The sequence below is a fragment of the Candidatus Dadabacteria bacterium genome (genome assembly GCA_009837205.1).
Taxonomy (GTDB): Bacteria; Desulfobacterota_D; UBA1144; order Nemesobacterales; family Nemesobacteraceae; genus Nemesobacter.
The window spans coordinates 86,684-101,842 of the sequence record VXTZ01000026.1; the positions used below are offsets into that span (position 1 = coordinate 86,684).

17 protein-coding genes and 1 tRNA gene are annotated in these 15,159 nt (G+C 47.5%); 8 read left to right on the top strand and 10 right to left on the bottom strand.

Going from position 1 to position 15,159, the window contains the following annotated elements; translation table 11 throughout:
* The first annotated feature begins 40 nt into the window (after window positions 1-40).
* From F4Z13_06440 to gatA, 7 genes are all read left to right on the top strand, one after another.
* On the top strand, window positions 41-277 hold the full coding sequence (locus F4Z13_06440) for a hypothetical protein (protein MXZ48864.1): 237 nt from the start codon (window positions 41-43) through the stop codon (window positions 275-277).
* 180 nt (window positions 278-457) lie between these two features.
* On the top strand, window positions 458-727 hold the full coding sequence (locus tag F4Z13_06445; protein ID MXZ48865.1) for an AbrB/MazE/SpoVT family DNA-binding domain-containing protein: 270 nt from the start codon (window positions 458-460) through the stop codon (window positions 725-727).
* A 277-nt stretch (window positions 728-1,004) separates the two neighbouring features.
* Window positions 1,005-1,433 (top strand): DUF4065 domain-containing protein, encoded by a 429-nt coding sequence (locus F4Z13_06450; protein MXZ48866.1) that lies wholly within the window; start codon window positions 1,005-1,007, stop codon window positions 1,431-1,433.
* Window positions 1,434-1,450: 17 nt separating this feature from the next.
* Complete coding sequence (locus tag F4Z13_06455) at window positions 1,451-1,906, top strand: hypothetical protein (protein MXZ48867.1); 456 nt, start codon at window positions 1,451-1,453, stop codon at window positions 1,904-1,906.
* 197 nt (window positions 1,907-2,103) lie between these two features.
* Window positions 2,104-3,063: a glutathione synthase gene (gene gshB, locus F4Z13_06460; protein MXZ48868.1), complete on the top strand. Its 960-nt coding sequence runs from the start codon at window positions 2,104-2,106 to the stop codon at window positions 3,061-3,063.
* A 38-nt stretch (window positions 3,064-3,101) separates the two neighbouring features.
* Window positions 3,102-3,398 (top strand): Asp-tRNA(Asn)/Glu-tRNA(Gln) amidotransferase subunit GatC, encoded by a 297-nt coding sequence (gene gatC / locus F4Z13_06465; protein MXZ48869.1) that lies wholly within the window; start codon window positions 3,102-3,104, stop codon window positions 3,396-3,398.
* A 4-nt stretch (window positions 3,399-3,402) separates the two neighbouring features.
* Window positions 3,403-4,866, top strand: a complete 1,464-nt coding sequence (gene gatA / locus F4Z13_06470) for an Asp-tRNA(Asn)/Glu-tRNA(Gln) amidotransferase subunit GatA (protein ID MXZ48870.1) — start codon at window positions 3,403-3,405, stop codon at window positions 4,864-4,866.
* Window positions 4,867-5,119: 253 nt separating this feature from the next.
* Here the strand turns inward: gatA and rsmI are convergent, their stop codons facing one another.
* The 10 genes from rsmI to F4Z13_06520 all read right to left on the bottom strand — a co-directional run bounded on the left by rsmI (window position 5,120) and on the right by F4Z13_06520 (window position 14,119).
* The gene (gene rsmI / locus F4Z13_06475) at window positions 5,120-5,956 is read right to left on the bottom strand and encodes a 16S rRNA (cytidine(1402)-2'-O)-methyltransferase (protein ID MXZ48871.1); all 837 of its coding nucleotides are present in this window, start codon (window positions 5,954-5,956) and stop codon (window positions 5,120-5,122) included.
* 25 nt (window positions 5,957-5,981) lie between these two features.
* Window positions 5,982-7,001 carry a hypothetical protein gene (locus tag F4Z13_06480; protein MXZ48872.1) on the bottom strand — a complete coding sequence of 340 codons (1,020 nt, stop codon included), beginning with the start codon at window positions 6,999-7,001 and terminating at the stop codon, window positions 5,982-5,984.
* 269 nt (window positions 7,002-7,270) lie between these two features.
* Complete coding sequence (locus F4Z13_06485) at window positions 7,271-7,894, bottom strand: hypothetical protein (GenBank protein ID MXZ48873.1); 624 nt, start codon at window positions 7,892-7,894, stop codon at window positions 7,271-7,273.
* A gap of 127 nt (window positions 7,895-8,021) precedes the next feature.
* Window positions 8,022-8,104 (bottom strand) — tRNA-Ser (locus tag F4Z13_06490).
* A gap of 37 nt (window positions 8,105-8,141) precedes the next feature.
* The gene (locus F4Z13_06495) at window positions 8,142-8,582 is read right to left on the bottom strand and encodes a DUF4399 domain-containing protein (GenBank protein MXZ48874.1); all 441 of its coding nucleotides are present in this window, start codon (window positions 8,580-8,582) and stop codon (window positions 8,142-8,144) included.
* Window positions 8,583-8,777: 195 nt separating this feature from the next.
* On the bottom strand, window positions 8,778-9,779 hold the full coding sequence (locus tag F4Z13_06500) for a YhdH/YhfP family quinone oxidoreductase (protein ID MXZ48875.1): 1,002 nt from the start codon (window positions 9,777-9,779) through the stop codon (window positions 8,778-8,780).
* Between the two features lie 12 nt (window positions 9,780-9,791).
* Window positions 9,792-10,700 (bottom strand): NAD(P)-dependent oxidoreductase, encoded by a 909-nt coding sequence (locus F4Z13_06505; GenBank protein MXZ48876.1) that lies wholly within the window; start codon window positions 10,698-10,700, stop codon window positions 9,792-9,794.
* 12 nt (window positions 10,701-10,712) lie between these two features.
* Complete coding sequence (locus F4Z13_06510) at window positions 10,713-12,368, bottom strand: non-ribosomal peptide synthase (protein ID MXZ48877.1); 1,656 nt, start codon at window positions 12,366-12,368, stop codon at window positions 10,713-10,715.
* A 97-nt stretch (window positions 12,369-12,465) separates the two neighbouring features.
* The gene (locus F4Z13_06515) at window positions 12,466-13,191 is read right to left on the bottom strand and encodes a 1-acyl-sn-glycerol-3-phosphate acyltransferase (GenBank protein MXZ48878.1); all 726 of its coding nucleotides are present in this window, start codon (window positions 13,189-13,191) and stop codon (window positions 12,466-12,468) included.
* A 46-nt stretch (window positions 13,192-13,237) separates the two neighbouring features.
* Window positions 13,238-14,119, bottom strand: a complete 882-nt coding sequence (locus F4Z13_06520) for a diacylglycerol kinase family lipid kinase (GenBank protein MXZ48879.1) — start codon at window positions 14,117-14,119, stop codon at window positions 13,238-13,240.
* Window positions 14,120-14,238: 119 nt separating this feature from the next.
* Here F4Z13_06520 and rpsB point away from each other — a divergent pair, with 119 nt between their 5' ends.
* Window positions 14,239-15,159, top strand: coding sequence for a 30S ribosomal protein S2 (gene rpsB / locus F4Z13_06525; GenBank protein ID MXZ48880.1), 921 nt, complete (start codon window positions 14,239-14,241; stop codon window positions 15,157-15,159).

Sequence of the window (15,159 nt, forward strand, 5' to 3'; positions counted from 1 at the left end):
TAAAATATATCTCTGCAGACATGGGGACGGGGAGTTACAAATGCCGTTAGAAAAACCACTTGCATATTTCAGGAAGCACCAGGAAAAATTTGCCCGGGAGCACCATGGGAAATTCGTGGTTATCTATGAAGAAGATGTAGAGGGCTTCTACAAGAGCGAATTGGAAGCATACACAGTCGCAATAAAAAAACATCCGGACGGATTGTTTCTTCTTCGGCAATGCCTAAGGCTCGAAGAAGAAAACGTGGCTGTGTTCCACTCTAGGATTGCTGGCTAACTGTCTCCGGAAACGAATCATTCGTCATTCACCATCAAGTTTCCAGGTGCGGCTGCAGTACTTGAAAAAATACTTGCCTGACTTTCCAAATTCCGTCACGCCTATATATTGATTTTGTAAAAGAGATGGAGAAAGGGAAATCTTGACTCACAAGGAAGGATTGCAACAAATGAGATGGCCATGCACATCGTAAAAATTTTTAAGAGCGGCCGTAGCCAAGCTATCCGCATACCGAAAGATTTCGCCTATGAAGGCGTAAAGGAGCTGACCGTGCGGAAAATCGGCGAAAAACTGATCTTGGAACCAGTACGCAAGTCTTGGCTGACTCTGTATGACGAGATCGAGCCGTTAGGAACAGATGACAACTTTCTGGCTGATCGACCTGACTTGTTCGCCATTGACGAAAGCAGGGTGAAGTTTAAATCTGTTCGCATAAGCCGTAACAGATGATCGTTTCTGTTATAACCGGTGACTGCATATTACGACTGAATTCCGAGTGCGCGAGTTTCAAGTTAATTGACGCAGTAAAAACGTTTCTCGCAGTCATCACCAAAACGCTTTTCACACTCTCCAAGAATGTGAGAAGTGTATACTACGAATCCCCGTCGTTATTGAGATTGAGAAGTGGACCTCAGAAAAAACAGGTTGCAATCCTTATTCTTTAGTGTAGTTTTCTGAAACGAAATACGACCGGATATGTGGAATTAATATTCTAGGTGACACAGCCATGCAGACCACTGTATTAGATGTAGCCGAGTATATACTTCAGAAGAAAAAACCAATCCCTGCCATGAAATTGCAGAAGTTGGTCTATTACTGCCAAGCTTGGTCATTGGTATGGGAAGACAGGCCCATTTATAAAAACAGGATAGAAGCTTGGGCTCATGGTCCTGTAGTTGTCGACCTGTATTACGCCCACAGAGGTGAATATATGTTGGAAAGCGTCGGAGGCAATCCTTCAATTCTTTCCCAATCAGATATTGAGACCATTGATGCTGTTTTGGAATATTACGGCGAGAAATCTTCACAATGGCTGTCGGATCTCACCCATCAGGAACGCCCATGGCAAAAAGCTCGCAGGTCCCTGCCGAGAGGGCAGCGGGGAAGTGAGGAAATAACGCTGGCATCCATGGCGGAATATTACGGTTCTCTCTGATAGGTGGACATAGATGCATGGTCAAAAAACGCAACGGTCGAAAACGTCCGAAGAGAAAAGCGAATCCTGATCCCAAAAAATCCCCACAAATTCAAACCGGCGTTCAGGAGTCGTTTCAAGGGCACAAAATAAGATGGTCTTTTTCTATTCTGGATATGGGCGGTCCTTTCGGGTGGTCAAAATGTTCGGTCTCCGTTCTGAATGATGTGCTAAAGCCACGACTCAGCAATTTTGAAACTATGACTTGGGCAGAAATTGAATCCCACAGGCACCATTCTATTCCAACAGGAGATCTTTCAACACAGGCCCAAAAACGTCTTTCTGACAAGAAGCTAAGCGATGTGGATGAGGTTTTTTCCTTGGCAATAGGTAGCAAAGAGAGAATTATAGGGATTCGTGACCGTGACGTCTTTAAATTGCTTTGGTGGGATCCGAAGCATGAAGTCTGCCCATCAACGAAAAGACATACATAATCCTCAGGGCCGATGACTGACAGGCTGGTCGGAAGCCGGTTCTCTACAATAGATTTACAATCGCCCCTTCAACCACTTATCAAGAACGGCGTAGTTCTACAGGACTGTCCTGTCATCCCAATTCATATAGAGCGTACTGTCAGTTCCCCGTTCAAACGAGTTCTTTATAATTCTCCTACTTCGTATAAATTATCATCATGTCGAAAATGCTTTTCGTGATGGACCCGATCGAGTCCATAAACATAAACAAGGACACCACTTTCGTCATAATGCTCGAATGCCAGGCAAGAGGGCACGAAATTCGCTACTGCGAACTCAAGGATCTTTTCGTAAAGGACTCCGAGGCATGGGCGGATTCAACCAAGCTTCGTCTCGAGAGAAAGAGTGATTACTACTCAAAGGGATTAACGGGAACTTCTCCGCTTGATGACTTCGACATCGTATGGATGAGAAAAGATCCCCCCTTCAACATGGACTATATCTACTCGACCTACATACTAAACAGGGTTGACGAGTCCGAAACGCACGTGATAAACCACCCGGCCGGTATACGGGAATCTAACGAGAAGATGTACAGCCTTAATTTCGCCGACTACATCCCCCCTACTCTGGTTTCAAAAGACATAGAAAAACTGAAGGAATTTCTCTATGAGACCGGCAACGAGATTGTGGTAAAACCGCTTGACGGCTACGGCGGGGAGGGAATTTTTCTCGTAAGGGCCGATGACCCTAATCTCAACGTGATACTCGAGAGCATAACCGACTTCGGGCGGACCTACGTGATGGCCCAGAAATTCATAAAAGAGGTTTCGCAAGGAGACAAAAGGGTTATAATTCTAAACGGCCAGCCCATAGGAGCCGTGATGAGGGTAGCCGCAAAGGGAGAATTCAGAAGCAATTTCCACTCCGGAGGATATCCCGAGAAAACCACTCTTACGGAAAGGGACCTGGAAATATGCGACGGCCTCAGACAGAAACTCTTAGAGGACCGGCTCTATCTGGTCGGAATCGACATAGTCGGAGGGTATCTGACCGAAGTCAACACCACTAGCCCGACATGCGTTCAGGAAATAAACTTTTTCAGCGGGGTAAAGCTTGAATCGCAGATAGTCGATTTTGCTGAGAGTATTATCCGCGGGACTCCAGAGAGCCTTTAGAAAATTCCTAGGCGGGAAGCTAACGCAGGACTCTAACAATGAAAATATCCAAAGAAGATGTGCTTAACACGGCCGAGCTTGCAAGGCTCGAGTTTGATGACGAGACGCTTTCGAAGTTCACCCGTCAGCTCGGGGACATCCTCATCCATATAGATGAGCTTGCCGAGCTTGACACGAAAAACGTGGAGCCCACATCGCATGTGCTTGAACTCTCAACTCCTTTCCGAAAAGACGAGGTAAATCAGCTAATAACTGCTGAAGACGCCCTTAGCAACGCACCCAGCAAAGAAAACGATTTCTTCACGGTTCCAAAAGTCATAGAGGACCAGAGCTGACCCAATGTCCATTCCAAGAACCATAAAGGAAGCAGCCGCGTTAATAGAGAGAAAAGAGGCCTCCCCGGTGGAACTCGCCGAACTTTTTCTCGAGCGCATATCCTCCGAGGACGCAAAAATAAACTCTTACATCACCGTCTGGAAAGAAGCGGCCTTGGAGGCCGCCAGAGAGGCGGAAAAAGAGATATCCGAAGGAAACTATCTGGGACCTCTCCATGGGGTCCCGATAGCGCTTAAGGATATTTTCGTGACAAAGGACTCGCGTACCACCTGCGGCTCGAAAATGCTGCGGGATTTCATCGCTCCCTACAATTCCACCGTGGCCGAAAAACTCATGGCGAGCGGTTCCGTAGTACTCGGGAAAAACAACATGGACGAGTTCGCCATGGGATCTTCAAACGAAACATCTTACTTCGGACCGGTAAGAAACCCCTGGGACACCGACAGGGTTCCGGGAGGATCAAGCGGAGGAAGCGCCGCCGCCACAGCGGCAAATCTGTGCGTCGCGTCAGTCGGAACAGACACCGGGGGTTCCATAAGGCAGCCCGGCTCCCTCTGCGGAGTAGTGGGAATGAAACCCACCTACGGAAGGGTAAGCCGCTACGGCATGATTGCATTCGCTTCTTCCCTCGATCAGGCGGGACCGCTTGCGAAAACCGTTGAGGACGCAGCCATAATCCTCTCCTCCATAGCAGGCCATGACCCGATGGATTCAACATCCGTAAACCTTCCGACCGCTGATTACGCAAGCGCGCTCAATACGGACATAAAGGGGCTACGGGTCGGCATACCGAAGGAATACTTCATCTCGGGGATGGATCCCGAAGTGGAAGAATCCGTCCGCAAAGCTATCGCCGAACTTGAAACCATGGGAGCGGAAATTGTGGAGATTTCGCTTCCTCACTCCCGCTATACGGTCTCAACCTACTATATAATAGCCCCTTCGGAAGCAAGTTCGAACCTAGCAAGGTACGACGGAGTAAGATACACATACCGCTGTGAAAATGCGGAAACCCTGAGAGATCTGTTTTTCAGAAGCCGCTCGGAAGGGTTCGGAGACGAAGTGAAGAGAAGAATAATGCTTGGAACCTACGCCCTTTCCACAGGCTACTATGACGCCTATTACCTGAAAGCCCAGAAGGTAAGAACCCTTATAATAAGGGATTTTGACAGCGCCTGGGAAAAAGTTGACGTGATAGCGAGCGCCACTTCTCCTGAAACCGCTTTCAGAATAGGCGAAAAAGCAGACGATCCCCTTAAAATGTACCTATCCGACATATTTACCATTCCCTGCAACATAGCAGGACTCCCCGGAATATCAGTCCCCTGCGGATTCAGTTCAGAAAAGCTTCCGATAGGGCTTCAGATAATGGGAAAGCCATTCGACGAGCAGACAGTGCTCAACGTTGCGTACGCTTACGAGCAAAGCACGAAGTGGTACGAAAAAGAAGTGTCCCCTCTTGGATAATCGCAACCCAGGATACACCTCAGCCCAAAAACATGTTATCATCGAAATATGAAGCTTCTTTTCCCGGTACAGGAGGACGGGTTATGAGCAAAGAAAAAAAGTGTACCGTATGTGGCAAGCCTTCTCCCGATTTCATATGCGAGTCATGCAAGTCGAATATTCAGGCTGAGGCCGTGGGCAAGAAATCAAAGATGGAAAAGCAGGTGAAGGTAGGCGGTTCAATAGCCGATAAGCGTTCAAAAGAATAGTAGCTCTATTCTTCCCAGATTTCGAGGGCGATCCTGTATACGCTGTTCTTCAACGCCCCAGAGGATTCGCAGACCGTGCGTACTGCATCACTGAGAGCGGTCCCGCTCTCTTTCATTGCGCGAAGCGTCCTTTGCACTTCTTCTATTGAGATCTCTCCTCGCCCTTCCCCGTTGCCCTCTAAAACAATTGTCACTTCCCCCTTAATCGATTCTTTCTTTGAAAGAATCGATACCACCTCCGAAACTGATCCCCGGATTACCTCTTCGTAAAGTTTTGTCATTTCCCTAGCAATGCAGATATTCCTGTCGCCGAGAATTTCCAGCATAAGACTCAAGGTGCGTGAAAGTCTTCTGGCGGACTCGTAAAAAACCATGGTGTATGGGTAGGATTTTACGTCCTTTAAAAGCTCTTTCTTCTTGCCTATGGTCTTCGGGAAAAAACCGAGAAAAAGAAAACTGTCTGTGGGAAGTCCCGAAACAACAAGTGCAGAGAGGACAGCCGAAGGACCGGGTATGGGAACTACTTCTATATTGTTTTCAATTGAGAGATTTACAAGCCTCCACCCAGGGTCGGAAACCGAAGGAGTTCCGGCATCGGAAACCAGCGCCACGTCTTTGCCGTCTTTGAGTCTTTCAAGCAGCTTGGGCGATTTTTCAACTTCATTATGTTCATGATAGCTAGTGAGAGGGGTTTCGATCCCGTACCGGGTAAGGAGTTTTTTTGTGTTTCTCGTATCCTCGCACGCTATAACGTCGCAATCCTTAAGAACGTTTACAGCCCGCAAAGTTATGTCTTCAAGATTTCCTATCGGGGTAGAGACTACGAAGAGTTTTCCAAACATACTGTTATTCGGCAAATTCCGCTTTCTACGTTTCGTATATATCGCGAAGTTCTTTCAGAATATCATCTAATAGGTTGCGGAACTTTTTCCTATTTACCTTGACACTTATTTCCGGATGAGCAAGCTCTACTCGATGGTTTCCGTGCTTTCCTGTAAAGTTGCTCAGTTTTGAATCACCAGTCTTTGAATCATGGCTTTCCAGTTTCCTTTCCATAGCCGTGTACAGGGCCAAATACAATTTGTAACGGTAATAATCGTCTTTGTTCCTATCGAATCCTAATGCCTCAACGAGTCGGAGAGTCGTTCTCTTGTTTTTTTCTATGTCAATCTTAATATCCTCCTCGAGGCCGTTGATCAATTTCTGTAAACGATCAGCTTTTACTCTTAACTTCTCATCGTCCGTAGGAGCTTCAGCAACTAGCGTTGCACTCACAATTGGCTCTGGTTGGATATAGATCATGCGTCCATCTATATCGAAAAAGCAGGAACGGCTAAAAACCTCTTTAATTGGGTCTTTACTTCTCTGTTCTATTCTTATGGCAGTAAGAATCATATCGACAAACTGATCGACACTATCTTCCTCTTCGGGCCATGTACTATCTGAAGTTTTCATTGTCATTATAATTTCTCTGCCAGAGAGGCCTCCCTGTAAAAATTCCTCACTTATAATGAAACAAGTATTTTCATCCATTATGGTCTCGCATGGAATTTCTTGCTCTATTACGACAAAAAGAGAGGAGCCGTCTTTTCGGGAATTAACTTCCTCCTTCTCTACCTCTTCAACTTTGTGCCTAAAAGAAGGGGAAATTGAATAGTGATGGAACGGACTGTATTCCTCAAAGTAAGATTTCAAGTCTGAGACTACTGTCGCTCTTGATTGTTCCCGCTTGGCAATTAATAGGGGTGCAACCTTCATTTCAGCTTGTAAAAATATCCTAGGAAATTTGAATACATGAGTGTAGCAACGCCTCTTAATTTTGCACTTTGTTGGATGCCCATTCAATCCCCCTATATACATACGTTTAAGCCCAGCTTTCGTTAGCATTTGCTGCCTCCTTTTAAAGATGAAAAATATCCAACTTGTCTTGATCTCTTGTCAACTATAGAGAGAAATTATCCAGTTTGTAGTGTGGGATACCAAGAGGAGCTTCTGTCCCCTGCTACCTCAAAAATCTTTTGTTCTAAGTTAGTTACAAACAGATAATGGCGGAGAGCGAGGGCGGTTCAGAGCCTAACGACTGCCGGCGTGGACCAGGAGCGGTCCCCCGAGATGGCCGATTTGATAACTGAATAATGAGAAATACAAAGATCTAGTCATTTAGACAATTGTTCTTCTAACCTCTTGAAAATATCTTCCATTAATCCCACGAGTTCATCATGATAGCCTTTTAGTTTTGGTGCGTGCAGTTGAAGTTCTGAGTATGAGGAAGTGGCTGCGAAATAATCGCTGTTAGACACTGCTTTTTTATGCTCATCTACAAGCCTGCTATTTATTTTGTAGTTGTCAATGATGGCTTTTAACGAAGTGTACACTTCTACTATTTTGCGTCGCAGGTCTAAGTCTGGGATCTGACCGATAAGATCTGCGTTTGAGTGGTAGATGGTAAAATAATCTTGGGAAATTGATACACGGACGTAAAAAACTTCTTCTTTGCCCTCTTCAAAATTTTTCCAACTAACCCCAAACTCTTCAAGATATAGGTTCCAGAGTACATGGAGTTCTTCTTCAATCGCCTGTAAAAAACCTAGAATGATTTCCTTCTGGCGCTTCTCATCACGTTGCTCCTGAGCTTTAAGCGTTTCGCGTACACTATCACGAGAGGCTTTAGCTGCCCTTTTCCCACCCTCCCTAGCAGCTAAGAAAGCACCACCTGCAATTATTAAGGCACCAATTATTGATATTAAAAGCGGCCACATATAGTGCAACAATTTTTCCACAAGTTTTTTTCTCCAGTTTTATCTAAGGGTATATGCCTCTTTCATATCGTGGGATATAAAGAAGGGTTACTCTCTCCTCTTTCCACAAAAAATTTTTTATTTTCAGCAAGTTATAGATTAACAGTTGCGGAGGGCGAGGGATTCGAACCCCCAAGTCCTTTCGGACGCCGGTTTTCAAGACCGGTGCAATAGCCGTTCTGCCAGCCCTCCGGCAAAAGTCAGATTATACAGATAAACCAGACGCACTTCACTGATCTTTCACGGTAATAGTTATTCTCTCCGAAAGCACGGGAGGTTTATGAGGTATGTGCAAATAATTACCCAGCAGCAAACGCAGTGTATGCTTCCCGGGAGCAAGGGTTATCTCCGTTTCCGTCTGCCCACCTCCGAAGTGCCTTACGTTCTCGCTGAAAGCAAGAGGTTTTTCCATATCCGGCAGATTTTCAAGATCGACTAACAGATGGTGATGCCCGGTATTTGGAACCTTGACCCCGGCCGGAGCGACCCCCATGTTCACAAGCCCAAATCTCACGGTAAAGGTCTTGCTGACAACTTCTCCGTCTTTCGGAGAAATGATATACACCTTGGCACCCGGAGGAGATTCGGAAAAATACTCTTCCGCAAAAGCCATATTCCATGACACGGCCACGGCTATGAAAAGCAAGGAAAATGTCCTGATTATTATCATCTTGGAACCCTTAATCATGAAAACGATTGCTTATCTAAAGTACATGTTTTTTTCAGAATCGCCACTTCACTGGAATGTCCGAAAAGGTGGAGAAAGACTGACCGGAGTCAAAGAAACAGAACCAATTCCAAGAGATATTGGGACAGAACTCTGAGCGGCGCGTTATGATGGGCCTAACCCGGGACCATAAGATTTCTAATTCCAGAGATCAACTACCACTCTTCCAACCTGGCCGCCCTTAAGTATAACGTCTATTTCAGGGTCAAGATCTTCGAGGGAGACTGTTCTGCAGATCCGCTCAAGAATATCGATCTTCCACTCGCCGGATATCTTTTCCCATACAAGCCGCCTTCTTCCCATCGGGCAGCTTGCAGAATCTATGCCCGCAAGCGTAACTCCCCTCAATATGAATGGATAGACATTCGTGTTGAGTTCATGGGAAGCCACATTGCCGCACGTAGTCACAACTCCTCTTTGTCTCGTGGACTTAATAGCGGTGGCAAGTATCTCTCCGCCCACGGTATCAACCACCCCGGCCCACTGCCCCTTAAGCAGCAGCCTGCCCGAAGGGTCAGTTAAATCCTCTCTCCCGATTACTTCCTCTGCTCCCAAGTCCTCCAGAAACTGTTTCTGCCCCGCTTTTCCCGTCGAAGCCGTCACGCTGTAACCGGCTTTTCCGAGAATAGCGACGGCCATGCTGCCTACCCCTCCCGTCGCCCCGGTTACGAGAATCTTTCCGTCTTCAGGGCTTACTCCACCCTCCACGATTCTTAACACTGACTGTGCCGCCGTAAAACCCGCGGTCCCGTACATCATCGACTCTTTTAGATCAAGCCCCGCAGGCAGGTTAACCACCCAGTCAGCCGGAACCCTCACGTATTGTCCAAATCCTCCGGAGGTATCCATTCCCAAGTCGTAGCCATGCACTATAACCTTGTCTCCAGATTCAAACTCTGCACTTTCTGAACGCTCGACTACACCGGCGGCGTCAACGCCGGGCGTATGGGGGTAATTCCTGGTAACGCCCCTGTTTCCTATGGCTGAGAGAGCATCCTTGTAGTTGAGAGATGAATATTTTACGTTTAGGAGCACCTCCCCGTCCGGGAGACTGTCTAGTTTTCTGGTCGTGATTTCCCTCGTGAATTTTTCATTTTCATCCCTGCTTACAACCATCGCCTTGAAATCATCAGAACTCATTTAAAACCTCCTTCAGTTACGGTTTTTATCTCCGCAGAGATCCTCAAGCGCAAGTAAAAGCGCCTGCGTTCCGAGCCTCCCGTGCCCAAGCTCGCTCGCCCTTTCATAAAGGGATTTAACAAGAGCAAGCCCCGGAAGATCAATCCCCATCCGTTGCGATTCCCCGAGAGCAATCTCCATGTCTTTTATAAAATGTTCAACGAAAAAGCCCGGGTCGAAATCCCTGTCCATTATTCTGGGACCGAGGTTGTTCAGAAGCCAGCTCGAGGCCGCGCCGCTCCCCACGGAGCGAAGCATGGTACGGGGGTCCAGCCCTGCCTTCTGACAATAGATCAAGTTCTCGCAGATTCCTATCATTACCCCAGCTACCGTGATCTGATTGCACATCTTCGCATGCTGACCCGAACCCGCTTTTCCCTGGTGCACGATGTTTTTTCCTAGGAGCCCCAGAAGCGGTTTCACCGAATTAAAAACTTCCTCATCTCCTCCAACCATTATTGAAAGCTCTCCCTTCACGGCTCCTACGTCTCCCCCGGAAACCGGAGAGTCCAAAGAAGAGCAGCCGAACCCAAGCGCCTTTTCGTATATCTCTATTGCAAGGGTCGGTTCGGTCGTGGTCATGTCAACGAAGATGCGGCCGGGCTCGGGCTCAATCAGAAGGCCATCGCGACCGAAATACACCTCTCTTACGTCATCCGGGTAACCGACAATGGTAAAGATAACGTCAGCCTGGCGGACGACCTCGGCGGGAGAGTCGCACCAGGTGGCGCCTTCACTCAGCAGTTCTCCCGCCTTTTCCTTTGTTCTGTTAAAAACAAAAACGCGGTACCCGGCACGAACGAGATGTCCGCACATGGGCGCACCCATGATCCCCGTTCCTATCCACCCTATCGAACTTTGCTCGGAACTTATTTCATTCATTTGCGCTGGGAACTATTGCGATGCGACGCTTTGCCGCTTAAGCATGGGAAGATATTTCCCGCCAAGGAGTATATGACCCTCGCTTGAACCGGCAAGAAGCCTTTGCACGAGATATTCTCTGTCAGGCCCGAGAACGTTAACCCCGTGGTCTGACTCGACAAGGCACAGAAGCTTTATGTCGCTGCCATTTTGGGTTGCGGTCTCGTAAACCGCAGAATAGTTGAGAAGAGCAGCTTCCACGGTACCGCAGGGAAGAGATGGATTCCGGGCTCCGGCGTGGTGTTCACTTCCCCGGAACCAGCATGGGTCAGGGTAGCCGTGGAAATGCAGAATCGACATTTCCTTCTCAATCAGAGAAGGGGCGTAAAGAGCGGAAGAGAGTGCCTGAGAGAGTATAACGTAAGTATCAAAAGACGGCCTTATATCTCTCCTCCCCAAGTCGACTCCTCTGGGTATTTGAAGATGAAGCTTTCCCTTCAAAAGGCCAATTCTGACTATATCCGAATCCGGATTCAAGTTTGTCTTATCGCATCCTGACCTTGAAGTGACAATCCATATGTCCGGAACCTGCTGATACACCGTCTCATCAGCGAGAAGGGTTCTAACATACCATCTGTCGTTCGAGGCCGCTCTTACCTCGTCGGGATTGTAATTCGGAATCTCCTGCAGGGAATTCCACATATTCTCATCGATATATTTATCCCCATCGTATCCAGGAGGCTCGGCAAGCGCTATGAAACCGTACGAAACCCCGGTTCTCCCGTCAAGTATTTTGTTCGCCACATCCCTGTGCGACAGGCGCTTTATCGCATCTATAAACTTCGACCCCGCAGGGAAAAGATCGGTGCTTTTGAGGTCAGCACCCAAGGTAGACAGCTTCTTGGCGTATTCAAATTCCTGCGGGTCGTACTCGCTTACGGAAAAACGCGTCAGAATAGGTGGCTTTATAGGAGCGTATATCTTCGGAATAAGCGAATAGAGCACGAAATCATCAAGCTGATCATGGGCGTATATGGAATCGGAGAGATTCATGTTTATTATCGCGAAATTCCTGCGCGAAACACCTATAACGATCTCCGACATGTTGTTTATCAGGTTTTTCAGGCCCAAGGAAATTTTTCTTTCATAGGTCGTATCCTCATTCTCAAACTCCGGGTCAAGGGACATTATCGTGATAACCTGGGTGTTATAGGGATCCTGGAGATAGCCGACGGTGAAATCGTCCGCCCATCCGCTTATCTTCAGTATGCTGCTGACCGAAAGGCTGTCCTTCCTGACAATCCTGTAGATGTTCTCGGCTACCTTGCTCAGAAGCCATCTGATCGGAGAAAGCTTCTTTTTAACATCTATTACGGCGTTTACCTTCCTCCTAACGGACTTAAGTCCCATGAGCTTGGAAAACATTCCGTAAGATGCGTCCTCGGTGGTTGCGTCTTCCCAGGAAATTACGTTTGCCCCGTTGCTCAGAAGCGAGTTTCTGAGTCTTTCCCTGTAAGCGTTTATCTCGGTGTTTGGGTAATTTTTCGGAAGCGGCTTGAAGGTTACGATAACCCGCTCCGACATCTCAGTCGGATTTTTAGGGTTAACCAGGTTCTTTATCTTCGGCATTCCGGAAAGCGCCGCTATGGTCCGCAGATCTAAATCCGCAATTCCTTGACTTTCATTCATAAAAAAGACAACCTCACACAACCCGCATCAGGAAACAGGCACAGGGGCAAAAAACAGAGCAAACGAAAGTTCCAACCGAGTCCGGACAACCTAGAGTTTAACGATTGCTACGGATTTTTTCAATCTCGCGAAGCATCTCTTCCCGGACTACACCTTCAAGCTTTTCGCCACCCTCTTTTCCCTTTGGAAAGCTTGCGGTATCTATAGGAGGAAGGATTCTGACTACAATATCCCTGTCGGTATTAAGTTCGTAGGAACCCTTTTTCCTTATATCCTTGCCTCCCCATATGATCATCGGCACAACCGGCACCCTTGAAAGCGAAGCCATAAAAAAACCGCCCTGCTTAAAGGGAAGAAGTTCTCCATCCTCGCTTCTTGTGCCCTCTGGGGCAATAATCACTGAAGGCCCATTTCTTATTTTCCTTACGATTTCCCGGACTCTGTTCGTATCTCCAACCGAACCGTCCCTCGCAACGAAATATTGTCCGCTAAGTGAGCACACCCAGCCGATAAAAGGAATCGAGGCGACTTCATTCTTCATGACCGCCCTCCATTCGAAAGGCAGCGCCGCGGAGAAAACAGGTATGTCTAGGGAACTCTGGTGGTTGAACATCACTATGAAAGGAGCTTGCGGGAAGTTTTCAGTTCCTTTTACGTCAAGCCGCACTCCGCAGGACCAAAGAACTGTTTTTCCCCAAGGCCGAACGGAGCACTTTATAAGATGCCTTACGGCAAGAAGTGACATCACGATTCCCACGCTGCCCCAGAATGCCGTAAACAGAGACGAAAGAATTATTGCCACAATGCTTCTTATTTTCTTCATCACTGCTACTCCGTCGCGTCGCAAAAAGAGTTTCCGGGATCCTGGCCTATGCGGGAACTATAATGTTTACTCCCTGCTCCTCAATCCGTATATCATGTTTTCCGGAACGAAGAAGAAATGTCTCCCCGTCCATGTGAGCCGGAAGATCGGTAAAGGTTTCAAACCGCAACTGCCTTGCCCTTACTATACTGACCTCTCGAAGTCCCTCATGGCGGCCCTCAAGCACCTTTTGTATCTTAAAAAGCCTTCCCAGAGAACTCATGTCGCTTATTATATGGATGTCGAGATATCCGTCGAATATGTCAGCCCCAGGAGCTAGGTTGAACTTTCCACCCTGAAAAGGGCCGTTTGAAGCGCCGAAGAGAAGCAGTCTTTCGCCCGCGACATCGACTTCTCCATCCATCTCGGAGAAAAAACCCTGGAACCGAAACGCCTCGATCACCGCTCCAACAACGTAACCGAAGGAACCGAAACGCCTGAGGCCCAGATCCCCGAAATCGTGCGCTACGGCCCCGTCCATCCCTACCCCGAAACCGTTTATAAAGCATTTTTCGTCAACAAAAGCCACATCAGCTTTTCTCGTTCGGCCAGAAAAAATATTGTCCACCGCCGCACGCGTATTAAGGGGAATACCGGCTGCCTTCGAGAAATCGTTCCCGCTGCCTCCCGGAACTATTCCCAAAACAGCTTCGGTTCCGTGAATCGAACTTACGATCTCACTTGACGTACCGTCTCCTCCAAGAGAAATCATGTGGGTAAAGCCTTCACCAAGCCCTTCCGCGGCGATCTTCGCGGCGTGCCCGGGGAACTGCGTAAGTCTCACCTCGTGGACAATTTCTTTTGCTTCAAAAGCACTACGGATCTGTTCAAGTGTTGGCCCAGGCGGTTTTGTACCCGCCTTGGGATTTGCTATTACAAGGTATTTCATCCTGTTCTATTGCTCCCGGAATCGGTGATTACGGAACATTATGATACCCTACAACTTGATTAATAATTGTTTTTCTGGTATTAAAACCAGATTTGCAAAAGGAATTCGGAGGATAATTAATGACAGAAGAAGCCGTAGCTAGCGAAAAACTCAGCATGAAAAGCCTGCTTGAAGCGGGGGTACATTTCGGACACCAGAAAAGCCACTGGAACCCGAAAATGAAATCCTTTATCTTCGGAGCAAGAAACGGCATTCACATAATCGATCTTCAGCAGACCGTCACGCTTTTTAACAGGGCGTACACTTTCGTGAAAAACACAGTGGCGGACGGAGGAACCGTTTTGCTGGTGGGGACCAAGAAACAGGCCCGGGGAATAATCGAGGAAGAATCGGTCCGATGCAACATGCCCTACATAAACACGCGTTGGCTGGGCGGAACCCTTACCAATTTCAACACGATACGTTCGAGGGTTGATTACCTGCTGGAACTGAAGAAACTTGAGGAAGACGGGCAGATGGAAATGCTTCCGAAAAGGGAAGCGAAAAACCTTAGAAGGGAGATAGTAAAGCTCGAAGGGCTTCTGGGTGGAATAGTAACCATGAGGCGCGCTCCCGACGCTATTTTCGTCGTAGATACAAAAAAAGAGCATATAGCCATAAAAGAAGCGAGAAACCTCTCGATACCGGTTATAGCAATCGTGGACACGAACTGCGACCCCGCAAATGCGGATTATCCGATTCCGAGTAATGACGACGCCATAAGGGCGATAAAGCTGTTCACCTCAAAAATAGCCGACGCCTGCATTGAGGGAACTCACATATACCAGGAGAAACTGGTGAGCGGAGAGGTTGAACAGGTAAAAGAAGACAGCCTTGAGGGCGTAGTGGTAGAAAGGAAGGTATTTGTTTTCAAAGAAGCTGAGTCCGATGAAAGTGAGGAAAGCTTTGTTTCCGTAGCGATCTCCGAATCTTCGCAAAGTGAAGACGCTCGGGCACAGAAAGAGATATCGGAGAATACAGAAGATAAAAAAGAGGATTAA